This window comes from Arthrobacter sp. A2-55 (assembly GCF_025548615.1).
GTDB lineage: Bacteria > Actinomycetota > Actinomycetes > Actinomycetales > Micrococcaceae > Specibacter > Specibacter silviterrae.
Genome location: NZ_JAJLOZ010000004.1, coordinates 26554 through 48098, shown reverse-complemented (window position 1 = coordinate 48098; position 21545 = coordinate 26554). Strand labels below are relative to the sequence as shown.

The 21545-nt window shown below is 66.8% G+C and carries 26 protein-coding genes, 1 tRNA gene and 1 pseudogene; 11 read left to right on the top strand and 17 right to left on the bottom strand.

Annotation, left to right across the window (positions count from 1 at the left end):
- Positions 1-111 precede the first annotated feature (111 nt).
- Entirely contained in the window at positions 112-948 is an 837-nt protein-coding gene (locus LPN03_RS02170; protein ID WP_165181237.1) for a ParA family protein, read from the top strand.
- A 123-nt stretch (positions 949-1071) separates the two neighbouring features.
- Here the strand turns inward: LPN03_RS02170 and LPN03_RS02165 are convergent, their stop codons facing one another.
- The 5 genes from LPN03_RS02165 to gcvH all read right to left on the bottom strand — a co-directional run bounded on the left by LPN03_RS02165 (position 1072) and on the right by gcvH (position 4194).
- Positions 1072-1665: a MerR family transcriptional regulator gene (locus LPN03_RS02165; RefSeq protein ID WP_165181238.1), complete on the bottom strand. Its 594-nt coding sequence runs from the start codon at positions 1663-1665 to the stop codon at positions 1072-1074.
- Between the two features lie 275 nt (positions 1666-1940).
- On the bottom strand, positions 1941-2450 hold the full coding sequence (locus tag LPN03_RS02160) for a bifunctional nuclease family protein (protein ID WP_165181239.1): 510 nt from the start codon (positions 2448-2450) through the stop codon (positions 1941-1943).
- The gene (locus LPN03_RS02155) at positions 2447-3205 is read right to left on the bottom strand and encodes a MerR family transcriptional regulator (RefSeq protein WP_262452905.1); all 759 of its coding nucleotides are present in this window, start codon (positions 3203-3205) and stop codon (positions 2447-2449) included. Before LPN03_RS02155 ends, LPN03_RS02160 begins: the two co-directional genes overlap by 4 nt.
- 17 nt (positions 3206-3222) lie before the next feature.
- Positions 3223-3696, bottom strand: a complete 474-nt coding sequence (locus LPN03_RS02150) for an FHA domain-containing protein (RefSeq protein WP_165181308.1) — start codon at positions 3694-3696, stop codon at positions 3223-3225.
- Between the two features lie 111 nt (positions 3697-3807).
- On the bottom strand, positions 3808-4194 hold the full coding sequence (gene gcvH / locus LPN03_RS02145) for a glycine cleavage system protein GcvH (RefSeq protein ID WP_165181241.1): 387 nt from the start codon (positions 4192-4194) through the stop codon (positions 3808-3810).
- Between the two features lie 211 nt (positions 4195-4405).
- On the opposite strand from gcvH, the gene LPN03_RS02140 reads away from it, so the two are divergent.
- Genes LPN03_RS02140 through crcB form a run of 4 tightly spaced genes read left to right on the top strand, consistent with a single transcriptional unit; the run spans position 4406 to position 6476 of the window.
- Positions 4406-5098, top strand: coding sequence for a hypothetical protein (locus LPN03_RS02140; RefSeq protein ID WP_262452904.1), 693 nt, complete (start codon positions 4406-4408; stop codon positions 5096-5098).
- Positions 5099-5617, top strand: coding sequence for a universal stress protein (locus LPN03_RS02135; protein ID WP_262452903.1), 519 nt, complete (start codon positions 5099-5101; stop codon positions 5615-5617).
- On the top strand, positions 5614-6105 hold the full coding sequence (locus LPN03_RS02130; RefSeq protein WP_262452902.1) for a fluoride efflux transporter FluC: 492 nt from the start codon (positions 5614-5616) through the stop codon (positions 6103-6105). The genes LPN03_RS02135 and LPN03_RS02130 overlap by 4 nt, the downstream gene beginning before the upstream one ends.
- Entirely contained in the window at positions 6102-6476 is a 375-nt protein-coding gene (gene crcB, locus LPN03_RS02125) for a fluoride efflux transporter CrcB (RefSeq protein WP_262452900.1), read from the top strand. Before LPN03_RS02130 ends, crcB begins: the two co-directional genes overlap by 4 nt.
- 6 nt (positions 6477-6482) lie before the next feature.
- Here the strand turns inward: crcB and LPN03_RS02120 are convergent, their stop codons facing one another.
- Both LPN03_RS02120 and LPN03_RS02115 read right to left on the bottom strand, forming a co-directional pair.
- Positions 6483-7268, bottom strand: coding sequence for an isocitrate lyase/phosphoenolpyruvate mutase family protein (locus tag LPN03_RS02120; RefSeq protein WP_262452898.1), 786 nt, complete (start codon positions 7266-7268; stop codon positions 6483-6485).
- 252 nt (positions 7269-7520) lie between these two features.
- On the bottom strand, positions 7521-8570 hold the full coding sequence (locus LPN03_RS02115) for an FAD-dependent monooxygenase (RefSeq protein WP_262452896.1): 1050 nt from the start codon (positions 8568-8570) through the stop codon (positions 7521-7523).
- Positions 8571-8710: 140 nt separating this feature from the next.
- On the opposite strand from LPN03_RS02115, the gene LPN03_RS02110 reads away from it, so the two are divergent.
- Both LPN03_RS02110 and LPN03_RS02105 read left to right on the top strand, forming a co-directional pair.
- Complete coding sequence (locus tag LPN03_RS02110; RefSeq protein ID WP_165181247.1) at positions 8711-9142, top strand: SRPBCC domain-containing protein; 432 nt, start codon at positions 8711-8713, stop codon at positions 9140-9142.
- Positions 9139-9468: an ArsR/SmtB family transcription factor gene (locus LPN03_RS02105; protein ID WP_262452895.1), complete on the top strand. Its 330-nt coding sequence runs from the start codon at positions 9139-9141 to the stop codon at positions 9466-9468. Before LPN03_RS02110 ends, LPN03_RS02105 begins: the two co-directional genes overlap by 4 nt.
- A 12-nt stretch (positions 9469-9480) precedes the next feature.
- Here the strand turns inward: LPN03_RS02105 and LPN03_RS02100 are convergent, their stop codons facing one another.
- The gene (locus LPN03_RS02100; RefSeq protein WP_262452893.1) at positions 9481-10092 is read right to left on the bottom strand and encodes a TetR/AcrR family transcriptional regulator; all 612 of its coding nucleotides are present in this window, start codon (positions 10090-10092) and stop codon (positions 9481-9483) included.
- An 88-nt stretch (positions 10093-10180) separates the two neighbouring features.
- On the opposite strand from LPN03_RS02100, the gene LPN03_RS02095 reads away from it, so the two are divergent.
- The 4 genes and pseudogenes from LPN03_RS02095 to LPN03_RS02085 all read left to right on the top strand — a co-directional run bounded on the left by LPN03_RS02095 (position 10181) and on the right by LPN03_RS02085 (position 13325).
- Entirely contained in the window at positions 10181-10963 is a 783-nt protein-coding gene (locus LPN03_RS02095) for an SDR family oxidoreductase (protein ID WP_262452891.1), read from the top strand.
- A 52-nt stretch (positions 10964-11015) separates the two neighbouring features.
- Positions 11016-11144: pseudogene (locus tag LPN03_RS20870) on the top strand (DUF2510 domain-containing protein); the annotation flags it as partial.
- Between the two features lie 54 nt (positions 11145-11198).
- Positions 11199-11426, top strand: a complete 228-nt coding sequence (locus LPN03_RS02090; RefSeq protein ID WP_262452889.1) for a hypothetical protein — start codon at positions 11199-11201, stop codon at positions 11424-11426.
- A 102-nt stretch (positions 11427-11528) separates the two neighbouring features.
- Positions 11529-13325 (top strand): acyl-CoA dehydrogenase, encoded by a 1797-nt coding sequence (locus LPN03_RS02085; protein ID WP_262452887.1) that lies wholly within the window; start codon positions 11529-11531, stop codon positions 13323-13325.
- Positions 13326-13389: 64 nt separating this feature from the next.
- On the opposite strand, the gene LPN03_RS02080 is transcribed toward LPN03_RS02085, so the two are convergent.
- The 9 genes from LPN03_RS02080 to LPN03_RS02040 form a co-directional block, all read right to left on the bottom strand.
- Positions 13390-13463: transfer RNA gene (locus tag LPN03_RS02080), tRNA-Pro, on the bottom strand.
- A gap of 108 nt (positions 13464-13571) precedes the next feature.
- Entirely contained in the window at positions 13572-15128 is a 1557-nt protein-coding gene (gene der / locus LPN03_RS02075) for a ribosome biogenesis GTPase Der (protein ID WP_165181267.1), read from the bottom strand.
- Entirely contained in the window at positions 15125-15859 is a 735-nt protein-coding gene (locus tag LPN03_RS02070; RefSeq protein WP_165181268.1) for a lysophospholipid acyltransferase family protein, read from the bottom strand. Before LPN03_RS02070 ends, der begins: the two co-directional genes overlap by 4 nt.
- Positions 15856-16587: a (d)CMP kinase gene (gene cmk, locus LPN03_RS02065; RefSeq protein WP_165181269.1), complete on the bottom strand. Its 732-nt coding sequence runs from the start codon at positions 16585-16587 to the stop codon at positions 15856-15858. Before cmk ends, LPN03_RS02070 begins: the two co-directional genes overlap by 4 nt.
- A 5-nt stretch (positions 16588-16592) precedes the next feature.
- Positions 16593-17696, bottom strand: a complete 1104-nt coding sequence (locus tag LPN03_RS02060; protein WP_165181270.1) for a prephenate dehydrogenase — start codon at positions 17694-17696, stop codon at positions 16593-16595.
- A 7-nt stretch (positions 17697-17703) separates the two neighbouring features.
- Positions 17704-18846, bottom strand: coding sequence for a pseudouridine synthase (locus LPN03_RS02055; protein WP_165181271.1), 1143 nt, complete (start codon positions 18844-18846; stop codon positions 17704-17706).
- Between the two features lie 108 nt (positions 18847-18954).
- Complete coding sequence (gene scpB, locus LPN03_RS02050; RefSeq protein ID WP_165181272.1) at positions 18955-19572, bottom strand: SMC-Scp complex subunit ScpB; 618 nt, start codon at positions 19570-19572, stop codon at positions 18955-18957.
- On the bottom strand, positions 19569-20525 hold the full coding sequence (locus tag LPN03_RS02045) for a segregation and condensation protein A (protein ID WP_262452966.1): 957 nt from the start codon (positions 20523-20525) through the stop codon (positions 19569-19571). Before LPN03_RS02045 ends, scpB begins: the two co-directional genes overlap by 4 nt.
- Before the next feature lie 70 nt (positions 20526-20595).
- Complete coding sequence (locus LPN03_RS02040; protein ID WP_165181273.1) at positions 20596-21489, bottom strand: ParA family protein; 894 nt, start codon at positions 21487-21489, stop codon at positions 20596-20598.
- Positions 21490-21545 lie beyond the last annotated feature (56 nt).

Here is a 21545-nt window from a genome sequence, read left to right as displayed (position 1 = left end):
TTCTCCAAGTCGCGAACGTTCCACAGCTATTCTATGTGTCGCGGGACACCGCAAACACATGCCCAAACAGCCCACGATTTCAGTACGCAACGCAAAGGTAATGGTTTATCCGTGCAAGTAGTGAGCATCAGCAGCCTCAAGGGCGGCGTCGGCAAGACCTCCGTCACGCTCGGCCTGGCCTCGGCAGCACTGGCCGCCGGCATCCCCACCCTCGTGATCGACCTTGACCCCCATGCGGACGCCACCACCGGGCTGGGCGTGCATCCTTCAGGCCAGCTGGACATTGGCAGGATGGTCAAGGGCGCCCGCAAGGCAGACCTGGCCGCCAATGTGGTGCCCAGCGGCTGGCTGGCCGCCCACAAGCACGACGCCGGCCCCCTCCCCACGCTCGACGTCGCCATGGGTTCGGCGTTCAGCGGGATTTACGACCGCCCCGATCTGGGCAGGCGCGACCTCCGGCGGCTTTCCACGGTGCTGGCCAACGCCGACCGCGACGGCTCCGCCCCGTACCAGCTGGTGCTGATCGACTGCCCGCCGTCCCTGAACGGGCTGACCCGCATGGCATGGACAGCCAGCAGCCGCGTGCTGCTGGTGGCCGAACCCGGGTTGTTTTCCGTGGCCGGCACGCAGCGCACATTACGCGCCATTGAGCTGTTCAAGGCCGAGTTTGCGCCCGCCCTTGTCCCGGCGGGCATAGTGGCGAACCGTGTCCGCAGCGGCTCCAATGAGCACACGTACAGGCTGGCGGAAATGAAGACGATGTTTGGCGAGCTGCTGCTCTCCCCCACCATCCCTGAGCAGGCCAATTGGCAGCAGATCCAGGGTGCCGCCCATCCCATCCACCAGTGGCCCGGCGACTCGGCGAAGAACGCCTCGGCGCTGTTCGACAGGCTGCTGGACTCGGTGTTGACCCAAAGCGCCACGCGCAGCCGCCTGTACCGCGGCTGAGCCGCCCCGGTGATTGAGCCTGTCGAAATCTTTGGTCTCGACGCGCTCGCAGGGCTCGCTGCTCGACCACCGGGATGGACGCTCGCAGGGCTCGCTGCCCGGCCACCGGGGTAGACGCAGGTGTCAGGAAATCTTTCGGACGGCGCGGCGCTTGCTTAGCTCGTCGTCGGGGAAAGTCTGCACGGCGGCGTGCTCGCTGGGGAGGGAGGCGAGGCTGCCCTCGACTTCGCGCCACACCCGGCCCACGGCGATGCCAAAGACACCCTGCCCGCCCTGGACCAGGTCGATAACCTCGTCGGCGGAGGTGCATTCATAGACGGAGGCGCCGTCGCTCATGAGCGTGATCTGTGCCAGGTCCTCGACCCCGCGCTCACGCAGGTGGTCCACTGCCTGGCGGATTTGCTGGAGGGACACGCCGGTGTCCAGGAGTCGCTTGACCACTTTGAGGACCAGGATGTCCCGGAAGCCGTAGAGCCGTTGTGAACCCGAACCGGCGGCACCGCGCACGGCGGGCTCCACGAGCCCCGTGCGGGCCCAGTAGTCGAGCTGGCGGTAGGTGATCCCGGCCGCTTTGCAGGCAGTTGGCCCACGGTAGCCGGCGTCCTCGTCAAGAACCGGCAAATCCTCGGTGAATAACAGCCCCTGCGCACCGGCCGAAAGGGCGGCGCCCCGGACTTCGGCAGCCTTGAGCTCGCCGGCGTCACTCTTCGGACTCACGTGGATCCTCCTGTTCAAAGTCCCCTGAACGGAATGTCGGCCGCCAGCAACTGGCGGCAACACAGAAAGCGCGGGCGCGTGGCCCTCACCTCCAGTGTGGCCTCAGAGGTCACGGCTTGCAATGGGGAACTGATAACTCCGACGTTAGAGTGGCCGGGCACCAAGGTCAAAGATGCTTGAATAACAATTTTGTCGTGTCGAAAGTTTAACGCTCAGGTTTAAGGTTAGGAAGCCCCACTGGACGCCCGGAGGAGCCGGAATTCTGCCGCCACGGCCTACTTGTCAAAGTCCTCGGGCTCGACGCCGTTGAGGAATTCCCGGAACTGGCGGACTTCGCGTTCCTTGGCTTCAACGTCCTCGTCCACCGCGACGGTGGTGGCGTCGTCGTCGTGGTCCACAATGATGACCCCCGCCTCCTCCACCAATGCCTCGGAGGCCCAAATGCCGCAGTCGGCCCGCTGTGCAACGGCGATGGCATCGGAAGCCCGGGAACCCACCGTTGTGCCGTCGTCGAACACCAGCTCGGCATAAAACACCCCGTCCTCCACCTTTGTCAGGTTGGCACGGACAATCCTGTGCCCCAGGGCCAGCACCACACCGCACAGCAGGTCATGGGTGAGCGGGCGCGGCGGCACCACGCCCTGTTCAGCCAGCGCGATGGCGGTGGCTTCCGACGCGCCGATCCAGATGGGGATGTGGCGTTCCCCGAGACGCTCCTTCAGCAGCACCAGCGGCTGGTTTGACGGCATCTCAATGCGCACCCCGACAATCTCAACCTGGATCATGGGGTCTCCATTCCTGATATGCGCGCCTGGATCAGCGCGCTGTGGAGCGCCAGGCAGAGCTCGGCGATCTCCCGGGCAGCCTCGGCGGCGCGGGCTGCCGAGGTGCTGTCCTTTCGTGAGGACATCGGTGAAACGGCCCTTTCGACGAGCCCGAATTCCCGGTCCGCCGCCGCCTGGAATGGGCGCAGGTGCCGCGGTTCCAGGCCGTGGGCGGCGAGGTCGGTGCAGGCCTTGGCCACGCGCAGGGAATGGTCGTCAAAGTAGCCGCCGGACTGGTGCACCAGCCCGTAGCTGACCATGGATTCGAGCAGCTCGGCGCTGGCCCCGCATTCGGCCCGCAGCTGGTCGGGGGTCAGGCGGCGGGAGCGGCCCCGCATTTCCACGGCCAGCCCGTCGGAGACCATCCGGGGGGCGATGGAGACGCCAGGGGGCAGGTTTTGCGGTGTCTGGCCCTCGTCGATGGCGTCCAGGTACTCCCTGATCACCTTCAGGGGAAGGTAGTGGTCGCGCTGGAGCGCCAGGACAAAGCGGAGGCGCTCGACGTCGGCATCACGGAACTGGCGGTAGCCGGCAGGTGTGCGCTGGGGGCTGATCAGCCCCTTTTCCTCATAGAAGCGGATCTTGGAGGCCGTCACCGTGGGAAAGTCGTCGCCGAGCTGGGCCAGGACCTCGCCGATGTTGAAGATGACGGCCGCGCCGGGGTGCCGGCCGGCGGACTGCACATCCACCAGCCGGCGCCCGGTGCTGTGGTTCATGGTTCCCACCGGCGGCCTCAGGAATTCGAGGCGGCGTCTGCGGAACTGAAGTAGTACGTGAGGCGGAACTTTCCGATCTGCACCTCATCCCCAGTGCGCAGCACCACCGAGTCCACGCGGTCCCCGTTGACGTATGTGCCGTTCAAGCTGCCGGAGTCGGTGATTTCAAAACCGACCGCCACCTTCAGGAACTGCACGTGGCGGCGCGAGACCGTCACGTCATCAAGGAAGATGTCGGCGTCGGGGTGGCGCCCCACCGTGGTGACGTTGCTGTCCAGCAGGAAGCGGGCGCCGGCGTTGGGTCCGGCGTGGGCAATGAGCAGGGCTGAACCTGCCGGCAGCGAGTTCACGGCGTTTTGCTCGTCGGCGGCCAGGGCAGGCCGCGAGGCGGGAAGGTGCCGCACGGGAGGCAGCTGGATGGACGTGGTGTCCGAAGTGCCGGGCTGATCCTGGGATTCCGCCCGCTCATTCACCCCGGCGTCGTTACCCATGTCAACCATTGGTACTCCTCCTTTTAAATCCATGTAGACGTCAATTGCGTAGTCAAAACGTAGCGGCCGCAGCTGAACTTGAGCTGTGACCAAAGCCCTTTGGCCTGGACTCTAGCCTACCTTTTCCTGGTAGTCCGCGGCGCTGAGCAGGGAGGCGTAGCTGGAAGCGTCGGCAAGGGTGATCTCCACGAGCCAGCCGGCACCGTAGGGATCGGAGTTGATCAAGGCCGGATCCGTGTCAAGGGTCTCGTTTCGGGCGCTGACGCGTCCTGTCAGCGGCGCGTAGATGTCGCTGACGCTCTTGGTGGACTCCACTTCGCCAACCACAGTGTTGGCGTTGACTTCAGTGTCCAGGTCAGGGACCTGGACGTAAACCACATCGCCGAGGGCGTCCTGCGCAAAGTCGGTGATGCCAACACGGACCACGCCGTCGGCATTGGGGGCGGAAACCCATTCGTGTTCTGCAGTGTAGGACAGTTCTGCGGGAATGTTGCTCATGGAAGCGCACCTTTCAGGGTTCAACGCGGGGGCGTGGAATGTGAAGTTGACAGCAAAAGAGGGAACGGTCTGCGGGTGTTCTGCCCACTGGCCATGTCCAGTCTTTAGTGTGTGGGCGTTCTTGACAAGTCGAAGGTGGATTCGAGCCGAAATTGGAGCATTTCGGCGTTTGTACTAACACACTTCACGGCTGTAATGACATGATGCTTCCATGACTGAATCCCGAGCACACAGTCCGGAAAACGCCCCGCAGCCGCCTCCCGCGGGTGGCCGGGCAGGCCGGCGCCGGATGCCCGTCTGGCTGCTGCGGACCATCCTGGGCGTGGCGGCCGCCGCGGTGCTGTTCATTGCCTACCTCATCGCCTCCGCCACGGTTCCGCTGACCTGGGCCAATTCCATCAAGAACCAGGTGGGCCCGCAGCTGGGCAACAGCATTCCGCTTGGCATGTTCTACGGCTTCACCTTTTCCTTTGTGCCCGTGCTGGTGGCGTGGCAGGCCCACCGCCGCAAGCTGAACAAGTGGGTTCGCGTGGTCATCCTGGTGCTGGCCGTGCTGCTGGCGATCCCCAACCTGCTGACCCTGGGCGTACTGCATGGCACCACCGGCTCGGCCAGGAACGCACTGTCCATCTGGAACACCGGCGGGGCCAACTGGTTCGGCGCCTGGAGCCAGTCGTTCATGGTGGTGGGCGTGCTGTGCGCCGTCGCCGTCATTGTGCTGGGCCGACTGTGGCTCCGCCGGGGACGGAAGATCCGGCAGGTGAAGGCCGCGGAAAAACTGGTGCGGGAGAACGAGGCCAAAAAGGCCCGTGCGGCCAAGGATGCCGCCCGGGCAGCCGACAAGGCGGCCCGGGAAGCGGAGCGCAGCAACCGCCGGGGAACCGGCGGGACTACGGGGGCCTAAATGGACCCGGAGCAGTCCGCCCCGGTCCGGATTGTGGCCGGCGTCTATCCCGGCCAGTCCCCCGCCGTGGCACAGGAAGCGGCTGTCCTGGCGGCCGCCCTCCACGGCGAGCTGGTGTGCGCCTATGTGAACCCGGGCAGGTACCCGCTTGCCGAGTCGCCTGACGGCGCCATGGACTCTGCCCCGCTCGACCCCGATTTTGAGGACGACGCCGATGCCTCCTTCCCGTCCGGCCTCGCCGCCGCACTGGCCGGCCAGCTCGGTCCCCTCGGGACCGCCTGGCGCCCCGTGTTGCTGGCCGGGGACGTGGCGGACGCCCTCGCCCACTGCGCCGACACCCTTGATGCCGCCATGATTGTGGTCGGGACACACGGCGACGCCCGGACCACCTTGCGCGAAGTCTTTGCCCACTCGGTTGCCACGCGGCTGGCCCGCCGCCAGCTGCGCCCCGTCCTGGTGGTGCCAACCCACCACGGGCACCCTGCGCAGGCTGTCCGCCACACGGCCGGACGTCCATGAGGGCAGCGCCCTTGCCGGCATTCCTGCGCCCAAGGTCGCTGGGACTCGTGGCCGTGGGCGGCATGGCCGGCGCCGCGGCCAGGGAGGGGCTGATCCTGCTCATGGCGGGCACCGGCCCGCTCCCCTGGGCCGTGCTTGCCGCCAACGTGTCCGGCGCCTTTCTGCTGGGTTTCATGTATGAAGGGCTGACCCGAACGGGCCACGCCCGCGCGACGTCGCTGCGGCTGCTGCTGGGCACGGGATTTTGTGGCGGCTTCACCACCTACAGCACCTTGGCCGCCGGCACGCTGGCGCTTGGGGGGATCGGCGCGGGCGGCATGGGCCCTGGCGCCGGGTCGCCCGGGTGGGGCTGGGCAGCGGGCTGGGCGCTCGGCACAGTTTTCGTAGGCGCACTGGCCACCTGGGGCGGAATTCTGCTCGGCACGCTTTTCCGCCCGCACGCTGTCAATGCTCCCGGGGCCGGAACACCGGAAAGTGCCGGCGCATGACGCCCCTGGTATTTGTGGCGCTCTCCGTTGCCGGCGGGATTGGCGCAGCGGCCCGGTTTCTCGTGGACGGGCTGGTCCGCAGCCGGTTCAGGACTGTCTTTCCGTGGGCCACGTTTGCCATCAATGTCTCCGGCTCGCTGCTGCTGGGCCTGCTGACCGCGCTGGCGGGCGCATCAGTTCTCCCCACGCAGTGGAGCCTGATTCTCGGCACAGGATTCCTGGGCGGATACACAACTTTCAGCACCGCCAGCTACGAAACCGTCCGGCTGCTGGGCGAACGCCGGTGGGTCGCCTCCCTGGCCAGCGGCCTAGGCACGATCGTGGCGTGCGTGGCCGCCGCAGCCCTGGGCTACTGGGCCGGTTCCAGCTAACCGGATTCAGCCGCCGGCGCCGTCGCTGAACCGGGCCAGGCGGGCCTGCAGGTCCCAGTACGGAGTCGCCGCCGGAACCGCCTTGCCCCCACGCAGGCAGTTGGCAATATTGACGGCAGCATCCAGCGCAGCGCGGTAAGGCAGCGAGCCGGAGCTCACCCGCCGCACCCCCAACTCCCCCAACTCGGCAACCGTCAGGGTGGGATGCGCCAAAACGTTGACAGGGAGGCCGATCCCAGCCGTGACGCGCCTGATGTCGTCAGGGGCGGCAAGACCGGGGACAAATATTCCGTCCGCCCCGGCGTCGGTGTAAGCCCGTGCACGAAGCAGGACGGCGTCAATCGTGGCCTGTTCTTTGAACCACAAGTTGTCCACCCGGGCGTTAATGAAAACGGCGGGGGTTCCCCGCTTGACGGCAGCAATCTTGGACGCCGCCAGCGCGGGCGGGACCAAGTGCCCGTCAGTGCTGTCCTCCAGGTTGATCCCGGCAACGCCCAGGGCGTCCAATTCGGCCACAAAACCTGCCACTTCGGCGGGGTCGTCGGAATAGCCGTCCTCAATGTCCGCGGTGATGAACACGGGAAGGCGGCACAACTCAGCGGCAAGGGCAAGGGTGGCTCCCTTGCTGGACCGGCCGCCGTCGGGCCGGCCGGAGCTGGCGGCGATGCCAAAGCTGGTGGTCCCCACGGCAGCGAAACCTGCTTCGGCAAAGGCGAGTGCGGAGCCAAGGTCCCAGGCATTGGGCAGCAGCACCGGCGCCGCCCCGTGGTGAAGGTCCGTGAACGTGGCCATAATTCATTCCCATCCCGTGCCGAGCGAAGAGAAAGCTTCCCTTCCAGATTACGCGGCAGCCGGTCAGCGCGCAGCCCGGAACGTGCGCCAGCATGTGACACTCACCGTTAAAGTAAGTCGGCCCGCACAGAGACGGCGAATCGCTGTACAGGCCTGACCACGGCTGACTTTGAGAAAAGCGCAGTGGCTACCAAGAACACTACCGCCCTGCCTGCCAAAGGCCTGCATCGGGCGTCCTGGCCGCACCGGAAGTCAGCGGCGCCTCAGGGAGCCCGCCGCTCCCATGACGGCGCCGGCAGCCTGCAAAACGGCATTGCGCTCGCGGAAGCCCCGCCGCATCATGGCGGTCCGGCCCACCAGCCGGGAGATGCCCACCAGGCGCTGGGTCCGCACCCGCCGTGCCCGGTCGTAGCCGGCCAGCCCGTCGGCCACGGAAGCGGATGCACCCAGGCTCCGGCCCAACGCGACACCGTCCACCAGGGCCTCGCACGCCCCACGTCCAAGAAACGGGGCCATGGAATGGGCCGCGTCCCCCACCAGGACCACCCGGCCGCAGGAGTAGGAAGACAACCGGGGCACCTCCAACAGTTCATGGTGGAGGATGCCGGCCTCCGTGACCCTCTTCAGCACCTCGGCCGGTCCCGTCCGCCACGAGCCAAACACATCGCGCAGATGCTGCAGGTGGGGCGGATCGAACGGCTGGCCGGCGCTGAGGCAGGCATACCAGTTGGTGGCGTCGGGCCCTGCGGGCGAGATGCCGAACAATGCTCCCGGCGCCCACGTTTCCCCGTGGCTCCGGGCCGCACCCTCAACCGTGCCGCGCCACGCCACAGCCCCCAGGGACCGGGCAGCATACTGCCCGCCAAAAACCGCCAATCGGGTGCGGCTGTTGGTGCCGTCGGCGCCAATCACCACATCGGCACCGTCAACGGCGCGCGGTCCAGCCACTTCGGCCCCAAAGGTGACGGCTACGCCGTCGGCCAGTATTTCCAGGAGGAGCGGGCGGCGAATCAGCAGCAGCTTGCCGCCGCCGTTGGTGGCGATGAGCGTTTTGCCGGCAGGGGTCCGCAGCCCCGTGGTGGCCGCTGCTTCCACCCGCACGCCGCTGCCACGCACGGCCGGGCCCGCCCCGATGGCTTCCAGGGCCTCAAGCGCGGCGGGCCACAGGCCCAGCACGGTGCCTGTGCCGGGCAGCGCCGGGGCACTTTCCCGCACGTCCACGTCCCAACCCTCAAGGGCCAGTGCCCGGGCAGTGGCCAGCCCCGCGATGCCGGCCCCGATGATCGTTGCTCGTCCTCTCATGCCTCCGAGCCTACGCCCGGCAAGGCACCAATTCGAGCGCCGCCCCGAAGGCGGCGACGGTCCAATTGCAACAAAAATGTTGCACTACTTTCAGCGAGGTGCAAGACTTTGTTTGCAGATCAACTTCAAGGGAGATCATCATGGAAACGAGCACGGACCGGATTGCACGAGAAATCAGCATCGACGCCAGCGCGGATAGGGTGTGGGAGCTCATCCGCCGCCCCGGGTGGTGGATCAACGACGGCACGGTGGAGGACCGCGGCTTCGATGAAGGCAGTGACATCAACGTCGTCACCCACCCTGTTCACGGCACCTTCCGCATCAAGACAGTTGCCTTGGATGCGCCGCGCTATGCCGCCTTCCGCTGGCTGGGGGACGGTGACGACGTCCCCACCACCTTGGTTGAATTCCGGATCGAGGACGCCGGTTCCGGCGTGGTGTTGCAAGTCGTGGAGAGCGGCTTCGATTCGCTGGGGGTCAGTGCGGAAGAGCGGCGCAGGCAGTTTGAAGGAAACACGGAAGGTTGGCGGATTGAACTGGAGGCAGCCCTGAAATGGGCGCTGCAGCCATGAGCACCACCTCAACGGCACCCGTGTTTGCGGCCCTGGGCGACCCCCACCGGCAGCAGCTGCTCCTGATGCTGGCACGGGGGGGCGCGGCGTCGGCGTCGGCGCTGGCGCCGTCGCTGCCCATGTCACGGCAGGCGGTGGACCGGCACCTGCGCGTGCTGTCCGGCGCGGGACTGCTGGAGCCGCGGCGTTCGGGGCGCGAGGTCCTCTACGCCGTGCGCCGGGCCGAGCTGGACCGCTCAGCGGAATGGCTGAGGGAACTGGCCGACGGCTGGGACCGGCGCCTCGCCGCCGTCAAGGCTGCCGCCGAAACGCCCGGGGAGGACTGAGCGGCCATTCCCTCACGCCGCGGGGAGCAGCGACGGCAGCACGCCGGCCACCACCTCCGCGGCCACGTCGCGGATGCGCTGCCGGGAGGGGCCGGGCTCACCCGCCCTGGCGTGAAAGCTCCACAGGAAAGCTCGATGCATCGCGGCCCCCGTCAGCGCCAGCGCTGCGCCATCCAGCGGCGCCCCGGGGCGGATGCGCCCGGCAGCTTGTTCATCAGCCAGGTATTTTCCAACTCCCAGGCTCATGATTTCCGGTCCGGTGCCGTGTGCCTCGACGGCATCCCTGTGCCGGGCCAGCAGTTCGTTGTCGGAAAAGATGGACATTCCGATCGGCAGCACTGTCAGGTAAAAGGCGGTCAGCTCGGCCACCACCAGGCGCAGGTTTTCCTCCAGCAGGCCGTGCCCGGCGAGGCCGGCAGCCCCGTCCCCCAGCACGCGAACGGGGGGCAGCCGCTCGGCCAGCACGGCCAGGAAGAGTGCAATCTTGTCCTCAAAGTGGCGGTAGAGCAGGGGCTCGGAGCAACCGCTGGCGCGGGCAATCTCCTTGGTGGTGGTGCGCGCCAGCCCCCTGTCCCGCATGACAGCCAACGCCCCGTCCAGAATTGCCTCACGTGTTGGATTCACAGCCACCCCTTCCCTGTTAGTAAATACTAACCTACGCTTAGTAAACACTAACATTGACGGCCCGGCAGGCCTGCGAGGAGGAAACGCCATGTCATTGCCAATTCTTGTCACGGGCGGCACGGGGCGGCTCGGTGCCCGGGTGGTGGCCCGGCTGCTCGAGGCGGGTGCCCCTGTCCGGGTCCTGACGCACAGCAAGGCCGGGCCCGGCGGCGCCACGCTGGTTCCGGGCGATCTCACCACGGGTGCCGGCATCGATGCGGCCCTGGCCGGAGTGGGGACCGTGGTCCATTGCGCCGGCAGCGCCAAGGGTGACGAAGCCATGACGCGCACGCTCGTTGCCGCCGCAGAGCGAGCCGAAACACGCCACATTGTCTACATTTCGGTGGTTGGCGCGGACCGGGTACCTGTGACCGGCAGGCTGGACCGGATGGCCTTTGGCTACTTTGCCGCCAAGCGCGCCGCCGAACAGGTGCTGGAAGAATCCGGGGTCCCCCACTCGATCCTGCGGGCCACCCAGTTCCTGGAATCGATGTTGCTGGTGGCCAGGCAGCTCGCCAAGTCGCCGGTGATCCCGGCGCCCACGGGCTCGCGTTTCCAGCCGGTCGCCGTGGACGAAGTGGCAGCCAGGCTCGTGGAACTGGCTCTCGGCGAGCCGGCCGGGTTGGTTGAGGAAATGGGCGGCCCCACAGCGTACCTCACCGACGAGCTGGTCCGCGGATACCTGGCAGCCATGCACCGGCACCGCCTCTTTGTGCCATTTCGCATGCCGGGAAAGGCAGCCGCCGCCGTCCGGGCCGGGGCAATCCTCACGCCGGACCACGCCACCGGCGTCAAGACCTGGGAGGAATTGCTGGCGGCGGAGGCGCACTGACCACACGGCGTGTAATACTCGTCGCTGAAGCAATTCATCAAACCGGCCAATCATGAATCCGGCTAGGAGCAGCCCTTTGACGCAACCGCCCCCGTGGAATCCAGCCGGCCCCGCGCCTGGATGGTACCCGGATGCACACGATCCCCGCTTTTTTCGCTGGTGGGACGGCCGCGCGTGGTCCGGCGTGCCGCATTACGGTCTCCCCCGCCAGGCGCGGAAGCCAAATCCGTTCGCCATGGTCGGTTTCATCGCCGCAGCGGCCGCGCTCCCCTTGTCCGTCATTCCCAATGCCGGTTACTTCCTGACCGGCACGGCCATCGTCTTCTGCATTGTCGGCCTGGTCACCCACAAGCCGGTGCATTCCACGGCCAGCCGCGTCCTGGCCATCATTGGACTGTGCACGGGAATCTTCTATGCCTTCATGGTGGCACTGCTGCTGTATGCCAACGCAAACTTTCACTAAAGCTCCGCCATTGGCCCCCGTTTCACGCTGTGACCCGGGAAACATTACCGGCAAGTAACAAAATCCTGTTCCGCAGCTCCGCCCCGGGGTACGCTGACAATTATGGACCAATACCAGCCTCCCCTTGCCGACATTTCCTTCGCCCTGGAGCACGTTGTCGGGTACCCGGACATCGCGAAACTGCCCGGATTTGAACACGCCGACCTTGACACCGTCGTCGAACTTCTTGAGCAGTGCGGTGACTTCATGGCCGCGGCCGTGGCGCCGACGAACCGCACGGGCGACACCCAGGGTTCCCGGCTCCAGCCCGATGGCACGGTGCTCACACCCGACGGCTTCAAGGAGGTGTACCGCCAGTACGTGGAGGCAGGCTGGGGCTCGGTTCCGCTGCCTGAGGAATACGGCGGAGGAGGGTTCCCGCGCACGGTGGGGCTGGTGATCCAGGAGCTCATCACCAGCGCCAACATGGCGTTCTCGCTGTGCCCCCTGCTCACCCAGGGCGCCATCGAGGCCCTGCTCCACTATGGCGACGACGCCCTCAAGGAACGCTACCTGCCCAAGATGGTCACGGGCGAGTGGACCGGCACCATGAATCTCACCGAGCCCCAGGCCGGGTCCGACGTCGGCGCCCTCACCACGCGCGCAGTCCGGCAGGGGGACGGCAGCTATGCCATTACGGGCCAGAAGATTTTCATCACCTACGGCGACCACGACATGGCTGAACAAATTGTGCACCTGGTGCTGGCCCGCACGCCCGGCGCCCCGGAGGGCACCCGCGGCATCTCCTGCTTCATCGTGCCCAAGTTCCTGGTCAACGACGACGGCTCCCTTGGCGCGCGAAACACGGTGGAGACCGTCTCGCTGGAACACAAGATGGGCATCCACGCCTCCCCCACCTGCGTGCTTTCCTACGAAAATGCCACCGGCTACCTCATCGGGGAAGAGAACAAGGGCATGCGCATCATGTTTGTCATGATGAACAGCGCCCGGCTGGGTGTTGGGGTGCAGGGCCTGGCCGTGGCCGAACGGGCCTACCAGCAGTCCCTCGCCTACGCGCAGGAGCGCCGGCAGGGACTGGCCGCCGGTGCTTACGGCGCCAGCTCCCCCATTATCGATTTCCCCGACGTTCGCCGGATGCTCATGACCCAGCGCGCCCATGTGGCTGCCATGCGCTACCTCATGCTGCTCGACGCCAGCTATGTGGACATCAGCACCCATCACCCGGACCCGGCCGTTCGAAGCCGCGCCGACGAGATCGTGGGCATACTCACCCCCATCTGCAAGTCGTTCGGCACCGACTTGGGCAATGAGCTGACTTCGCTGGCACTCCAGATCCACGGCGGGATGGGCTTTATAGAGGAAACCGGGGCAGCCCAGCACCTGCGCGACATCCGCATCGCCGCAATTTACGAGGGCACCAACGGCATCCAGGCCGCCGACCTGGTGGGCCGGAAGCTGGGCGTGCGCGGCGGCTCGTCAATGCTGGAGTTCCTGGGCACCATGCGCGAGATTGAACCGCAGCTGGCGGACGCCGGCACCGAGTTTGACCCCATCCGGGTGGAACTGGGCAGGCAGTTCGACGCCCTCGAGGAGGCCACCCGCTGGATGGTGCGCACCGGCCCTGGCGACCCCAACGCGGCCCTGTCCGGTTCCACGCCGTACCTGCGCATGTGGGGCCTGTGCACGGGGGCCTGGATGCTGGCCCGCGCTGCCCTGGCGGCGCCGGCCACGGGCGACGCCGGGCTTGCCGAAAGCCAGTTGGTGCTGGCGCGCTTCTACGCCGAACAGCTGCTGCCCCAGTGTGCCAGCCTGCTGGGCGCGGCCACCGCCGGTTCCCGGGACTTGTTTGCCCTGGACGCAGGGCAGCTCTCCGGTGCGGCACGCAAGGTGCGGAGCTAGGCTCCATGGAAGCATCTTAAACAGATGAGGCAGTGTCCTTGCGGACACTGCCTCATCTGTACGGTCGGGCTGACAGGATTTGAACCTGCGACCCCTTGACCCCCAGTCAAGTGCGCTACCAAGCTGCGCTACAGCCCGAAAGTTCAGCTTCCGGAAGACATCTCCCGTGGCCGAACCACCTGAAAAAGCTTACCCCATAAAAAAGGTCGGAGTGACCATTCCGCCTGTGACGGGGCTCTCAGGATGCTACTTTTTGCGGCTTCGCTTTTCACGCACGCGCATGCTGACCTCGATGGGCGTGCCCTCGAAGCCAAACGTCTCGCGCAGGCGGCGGGTGATGAAGCGGCGGTAGCCCGGATCCAGGAAGCCGGTGGTGAACAGCACGAACTTCGGCGGGCGGCTGGAGGCCTGGGTGCCGAAGAGGATGCGCGGCTGCTTGCCGCCACGGACAGGGTGCGGGTGCTCGGAAACCAGCTCGCCCAGGAACGCGTTGAGGCGGCCCGTGGGGATGCGGCGGTCCCAGTTCTCCAGCGCCAGGTCCAGCGCGGGCACCAGCTTGTCCTTGTGCCAGCCGGTTTTGGCGGAAATATTCACCCGCGGCGCCCACTCCACATGCGCCAGGTCCTGCTCAATTTCGCGTTCCAGGTACTTGCGGCGCTCGTCGTCCAGCAGGTCCCACTTGTTGAACGCCAGCACCAGGGCGCGGCCGGATTCGATGGCCAGCTGGAGGATGCGCACGTCCTGCTCGCTGAGGATTTCATCCACGGCCAGCAGCACAACGGCCACTTCGGCCTTCTCCAACGCTGTCTGTGTGCGCAGCGAGGCGTAGAAGTCGGCACCCTGGGCCATGTGCTGGCGGCGGCGGATGCCTGCCGTGTCCACAAAGCGCCAGGTGCGGTCCCCCAACTCAATCAATTCATCGACCGGGTCGCGCGTGGTGCCGGCAACATTGTCCACCACCACACGGTCGGAGCCCGCCAGCTTGTTCAGCAGCGACGACTTCCCCACGTTCGGGCGGCCAATGAGGGCAATGCGCCGGGGCCCGCCGGTGCGCTCCACGCCGGCGACGGCGGAGAATTCCGGCAGGGTGTCCATGACCTTGTCCAGCAGGTCCGCCACGCCGCGCCCGTGGACGGCTGAAACCGGGTACGGTTCCCCCAGGCCAAGGCCCCACAGCGACGCGTTGTCGGCCTCCTGCACAATGTCGTCCACCTTGTTGCCGGCCAGGATGACAGGCTTTTTGGCCTTGCGCAGCATCCTCACAATGGCCTCGTCGGAGGAGGTGATGCCCACAATGGCGTCCACCACCAGCAACACGGCGTCGGCCATTTCCACGGCGATCTCAGCCTGTTCGGCCACGCGCAGGTCAATGCCCCGGGCGTCCCGTTCCCAGCCGCCGGTGTCCACCACGGTGAAATCGCGCCCGTTCCAGTTGGCCGTGTACTGCACCCTGTCGCGGGTCACGCCGGGAGTGTCCTCCACCACGGCCTCGCGGCGGCCCAGGATGCGGTTCACCAGCGTGGACTTGCCCACGTTTGGGCGTCCCACAATGGCGAGCACCGGGTCCTGGCGCAGGGCATCCTCGGAGGTGCCGTCGTCGAACCCGCCGGCCAGCAGCGCGGCGTCCTCGTCATCAAGCTCATAGTTGGACAGGCCAGCCAGCAGGCCCGCGGCGCGCGCCTCGGCGTCCTCATCGGAGATTTCCGCGAGCCTTTCGGCAACATGGTCGGTACCGGTGGGCACGTAATCCTGGTGACCAAGCTCACCCTCGCCGGGGTGCGTGGCAGACTGTGGGTCGCTCATGGTTGCTGTCCTTTGTGCTTTGAAGTGGGGTGGCCGTCCTCAGGCAGTTCCTGCCCTGTGGCGGCCGTGGCAGCCGCAATGTGCGCTGCCAGCCGAAGCCGTATTTTTTCGCTTGCCCTGTCCATTGAAACACGCCCGGAAACTCCCGGTTCGCGGCCAATCTCCAGCGGCTCCCCAAACACCACGTACAGCTGGCGACGCGGGCGGGGAATGGTGTTGCGGTGTTCGTGCCCCCGGCGGGTGCCGAGGATGGCAACGGGAACGACGGCGGCGCCCGAGTTCAGCGCCAGCCACGCCACCCCGCCGTTCATGGTGGCGGCATCCCCGGTGCCGCGCGTGCCCTCCGGCAGGATGCCGACGCAGTCGCCGCGGTCCAGCACGCCCTTGGCAAACTGGAGGGCGGACCTGTCGCCGGCCCGGTTGACCGGAATTTGCCCCGAACTGTGGAGCACCCAGCCCAGGAAGCCCTTGAACATGTCGTGGCGGACCATCACGTGCATGTACCGGCTGGCGGCACCCACCATGACGGGCCCGTCGAGGTAGCTCAGGTGGTTGGCGGCAAAGATGACGGGGCCAGTGGCCGGGATGTTTTCCCGGCCGGACACCGCGGTGCGGTACACCACGTGGTCAAGGATCCGGCCCAGGGGGCGGCTCCAGCGCGTCTTCCAGCGGGGCGGGGCCGCCGACAGGACGCGCAGCGCCCCGCCGCGTGCCGCCGTCGTCCTGTTCATGCAGCGGGGCCCTCGTTTACGGCCCGGCGCACCACGGTCAGGACGGCGGAAACCGTCTCGGCAAAGTCCAGCTCGGAGGAGTCCACGGTGAACACGCCGTCGGCGGCCTGGTGGAACTCGACCACGGTGGAATCGCGGGCGTCCCTGGCCAGGACAAGTTCTCGCAACTGCGCATCGGTCTGGGCGCCGCCCAGCTGCAGGCCGCGGCGGCGCAGGCGCGCTTCCTCGCTGGCCGTGAGGATCAGCCGGGCCTCGGCGTGCGGGGCCACCACCGTGGTGATGTCCCTGCCCTCCACCACAATGCGGGCACCGGACTTGGCAATGATGTCCTGCTGGCGCCGGACCAGTTCGGCGCGGGCGCCCAGGTTCGTGGCGACGGCACTGACGGCGGCCGTGACTTCGGGGGTGCGGATGGGGCCGGTGACATTGATGCCGTTGACCTTGATGTACTCGCCGTCCGGGGTGAGGCTTTGTTCCAACCCGATGGTGCGCGCTGCGCCTTCCACGGCGGCGGCGTTTTCCAGGTTGATGCGGCCGTTGAGGCAGTGCCACGCCACGGCGCGGTACATGGCCCCCGTGTCCAGGAAAGCCAGGCCCAGCCGCTTGGCCACGGCCTTGCTGACGCTGGACTTCCCGGACCCGGACGGCCCGTCAATGGCCACGACCAGCGGCTTGCCCTGGCGCAGCACTTCCACGGCCGCCACGGGCTCCGGGAATGAAACATACATGTCCGTCACAAAATTACCTTCCAACCGCGTTCCGTCAGGTCCTCCACCAGGCTCAGGCGCTTCGACGGCACGACGGAAAGTTCCACCATGCCCACCTGCACCCCGGCCGAGTGGTCAAGCCGCAAATCTTCCACGTTCACGCCAATGTCGCCAATCTCCGTCAACAGCTTGGCGATCTGTCCGGGCTTGTCGTCCACCAGCACGGTCAGCCACGAATACTGCTGCGCCGGGCCGCCGTGCTTGCCGGGGATCCGGGTCTGCCCTGCGTTGCCCTCGGCCATCAGCTGCGCCAGGTCCAGCCGCGCACCGGGTGCAGTGGGCGCGCTGAGGGTGTTGATGAGCCTGTCCAGGTCCGCCCGGACGCCCTGCATGAGTTCGAGCAGCTTGGGTGCGTTGGCTCCCAGAATCTGCACCCAGAGCGCCGGATCGCTGGCGGCAATCCTGGTCACGTCGCGCAGCCCGTTTCCGGCCAGCGAAAGGGCATGGGCAGGTGTTTCCTGGAGCCGGCTGGCCACCAGGGAGCTCATGAGCTGCGGGAGGTGACTCACCAGCGCCACGGCGGCGTCGTGCTCGTCAGGGGTGAAGCGAAACACCACCGCGTCCAGGTCAATGGCCAGCGAATGCGCCACCTTCACCGCATGCTTTGAGCTGGCCTCGGAGGGGCAGAGCACCCACGGCATCGAGTTGAACAGCTCCGAGCGCGCCGCCACGGGCCCGGATTTCTCCCGGCCCGCCATGGGGTGCGTGCCCACGTAGCGGTGCAGCAGCTCGCTGCCGCTGCCCAGAATGTCTTCCAGTTCCCGGGCAATTGCCACCTTCACGCTGGCAATGTCAACCACGACGGCGGCCGGGTACCTTTGCAGGGCACCGGCCACCACCGCTGCGGTGACGTCGGGCGGCGCCGCGACCACCACCAGTTCGGGGCTGAGGTTTTCGGCGTCGTCAAAGGCACGGCCGGCGCCAATGTCGACGGCCACGGCCTGTGCTGACGGGGACGGGTCCGAAAGGACCACGTCAAGGCCGTGGGCCCGCAGCCCCAGACCGATGCTGGCGCCCAGCAGTCCGCTGCCGAGCACCAGCACGGGCCCGTTCAAGTGCGAAGGGTTCATCCGCGGCCTACATCCCCACTTCTGCAAGCAGGTGGCCCACCTCGTGGCGCCCCAGCACGCGGATGCTGCCCTGGCGCTGGTCGCCCAACGCAATGGGCCCAAACTTCACACGCACCAGGCGCTCCACCGGGTAGCCGACGGCGTCAAACATGCGGCGCACAATACGGTTCTTGCCCGAGTGCAGCACCACTTCGGCCAGCACGTGGCCCGGGGTGGAATCCACCAGGCGGAAGGAGTCAACCTTGGCCCAGCCGTCCTCCAGCTCCACGCCGTCCTTCAGCTGCGCGCCAATGCCGTGGGCCATGGGGCCGCGGACCTGCACCAAGTACGTCTTTTGCACGCCGTACTTCGGGTGGCTGAGGCGGTTGGACAGCTCGCCGTCGTTGGTCAGCAGCAGCAGGCCCTCGGTGTTGGTGTCCAGCCGGCCCACATGGAACAGGCGCTCACGGGTTTGGCGCTTCTTCAGGAAGTCGCTGATGCACGGGCGGCCCTCGGGGTCGTCCATGGTGGAGACCACGCCCTTGGGCTTGTTGAAGACCATGTAGACCATTGATTCATTGGTCTGGATGGTCATGCCGTCCACGGCGATGTCAGCGGTTTCCGGATCCACGCGCAGGCCCAGCTGGGTGACGGTGACGCCGTCCACCTGGACACGGCCTTCAAGGATCATGTCCTCGCACAGGCGCCGCGACGCCACACCGGCCATGGCCATTACCTTTTGCAGCCGGATGCCCTCGGCATTGTGGATGTCCACGTCGTCAGTGGTGCGCTCAGGGCGGCGGTTCTGCTCGGTGGGACGGTTCTTGACCGGTCCCAAGTTGCGGCCGTACTGGTCGTTCTTGTACGGGCGGGCTCCGGTCTGCGAGGGCTTGCGGGTTCCCGCACCCGTCCCGGACCGGGCCGCGGCGCGGGCACCGAACTTGCTGGCCCCGGAGGTTGCGCCGGTCTTGGGGCCGCCAAACTTGCCCCCCGACTTCGGGGCGCCCGACCGGGATGCACCGGCTCGCGGCGCGCCGTCGGACTTCGGGGCTCCGGCTCCCTTGAAGCCGCCCGACTTGGGGGCGCCGGATCGCGGCGCGCCGAATCGGGAATTGCCGCCTCGCGGCTGGTTGTTTCCGGAAGAGCTCCCGGAACGGGGCGACGGTGTCATGTGTTTTTCCTTAATGCTAAAAAGTTGTCGTGCTCAGGTGGGCTGCCCCCATAAACTCGAGGACTGCTGCAGGGGCCGGGTTGGGCATTGCTGATCGGGCGGGGCTTGCTACAGTTGGGCGTCGATATAGTCATGGAGGTTTTCCAGACCAGGCAAGTGCTGTGCGATTTGCGGCAACTCTTCCACGCTTCCAATCCCCAAACGTTCCAAAAAGTACGCTGTGGTGCGGTACAGGAATGCCCCTGACACCGGGTCGGTGCCCACTTCCTCAATTAATCCGCGCTGCGCCAGCGTCCTCACCACCGAATCCACGTTCACGCCACGGACGGCGGAAACCCGGGCCCGCGAGACGGGTTGGCGGTAAGCAATCACCGCCAGGGTCTCCAAGGCCGCCTGCGTGAGCCGGGCCGTTTGGCCGTCCACAACAAACTGTGACACGATCCCGGAATATGCGGGACGTGAATAAACACGCCAACCTCCGGCAAGTTGCCGCAGTTCAAAGCCGCGCACCGGTACAGTGCCACCGTCCCTAGTATAGCCGTCGTACTCGCGCGCCAGTTCGTGGAGTGCGTCACGCACCTGCGCCGTGGGCAGCCCCACCACCGCGGCCAGCTGCTCTTCTGGCACGGGTTCCTCCACCACCATCAGCACTGCCTCCAGTGCGGCATGGAGCGTGCCGGCATTGGCGGCCACTTCGTCCGTGGCCGGGTCGTTTCCACCGTTCATGGGGCCGCCTCCGCGGGTTGCATTTCTGGATGCTGGTTAGGGCCGTGGTGCTGGCCGTGGCTGGAATGCTGGCCGCCGTCTTCGTCGTCGAAGTCGCTGTCGGTGTGAAGCGTGTGGCGGGCGCCTGCACTCCAGCGCACCAGCAGCTCCCCCAGCGGGCTGGCCTGGTCAAAGGTCACCACGGCATCGCGGAAGAGTTCCAGAAGGGCCAGGAAGCGGGCAATGACCACCAGCGGGTTCGCGGCGTCGGCGCTCAGGGTTCGGAAGGACAGCGGGTGTCCGGTCCAGCCTGCCGCGGCGGGGTCGCCGTCGTCGGGCATGCCCGCCGTCAGCATGGCCGTGATGATGGCCGCCTGCTCGCGGACGCTGACGGGCTGCACGTGCAGGTGGGACAGGCCCACCTCGGTGGCAGGGGCCTCCCGCGGGGCCATGGCGGCGGCTGCAAGGGCGGCAAATTCCTCCGGCGTGTGGCGCCACACAAGCTCGGGCAGGAGTGCGGCAAAGTGCGGCTCCAGGCCCACCAGCCGGGGGAAGCGCAGGGCCTCCCGCTCCAGCTCTGCGCCCATCAGCCCGGCCACGTCCTTGAATGCCTTGTATTGCAGCAGCCTCGCGAACAGCAGGTCGCGTGCCTCCAGGAGGGCCAGGTCGTCGTCGTTCTCGACTTCCCCGGCGGGCAGGAGCCGGGCGGCCTTGAGGTCCAGGAGGGTGGCGGCTAGGACCAGGAATTCGCTGGCCTCATCCAGCGCCCACTCCTCCCCCAGCTCCTGGAGCGCCTTGAGGTAGCTGATGAACTCATCCGTGACAGTGGCGATGGCCACGTCCGTGATGTCCATTTCATGCTTGGAAATCAGGCTCAGCAGCAGGTCAAACGGGCCGGTGAAGTTGTCCAGGCGCACCTCAAAACGCGCCTTGCCGGAAGTGTCCCGTTCAGAACCGTCCGCCGCGGAACCAATCCGTTCGGAGCCTTCCCGTTCGGAAGCTGCGCTTGGCGCGATCCCCGCGCCCTCTTCGTGGACGTCCAGCTTAGGGTGCGCCGCCACGGGCGATCAGCTCTTTGGCGAGGCGGCGGTAGGAATCGGCACCCTGGTGGTTGCCGGCGTAGGTGGTGATGGGTTCGGCGGCCACCGAGGCGTCGGCAAACTTGATGGTGCGCTTGATGACGGTCTCGAAGACCTTGTCGCCGAAGGCCTCCACCAGGCGGGCCAGCACTTCGCGGGCGTGGAGGGTGCGGGCGTCATACATGGTGGCGAGGACGCCGTCCACCTGCAGCCCGGGGTTCAGCCGGTCCTGGACCTTGTCAATGGTTTCCACCAGCAGGGCCACGGCACGGAGTGCAAAGAACTCGCAGATCAGCGGGATGATGACGCCGTGGGCCGCGGTCAGGGCGTTGACGGTCAGCAGCCCCAGGGAGGGCTGGCAGTCAATGAGGACCACGTCGTAGTTGTCCTCGACCTTGCGCAGCGCGCTGGCCAGGACCTGTTCGCGGGCCACTTCGTTGACCAGCTGGACTTCCGCCGCGGACAGGTCGATGTTCGCCGGGAGAATGTCTATGTTTTCAATCTCGGTGTGCAGGATGGCGTCGCGGATGTCCACTTTCCGGTCCATCAGCACGTTGTAAACCGTCAGGTCCAGTTCGTGGGGGTTGGTGCCCAGCCCGGCGGACAGGGCGCCTTGGGGGTCAAAGTCCACCAGCAATACCTTGCGCCCGGCCTCGGCAAGGGCAGCACCCAGGTTGATGGTCGACGTTGTTTTTCCCACGCCGCCCTTCTGGTTGACCATGGCAATGACGCGGGCCGGGCCGTGCGAGGACAGCACGGGGGGCTCGGGGAAGTCGGTCAGGGGGCGTCCGGTGGGTCCCATGACGGCGTCATCCATGTCCACGCCTTCAAGAGTTGTTGAACCCTGCTCGTTGCTCACCTATCAGTCCACACTTTCGCCGCTTTGTTGATGTACAGCCTGGTTCACCGCTGCCA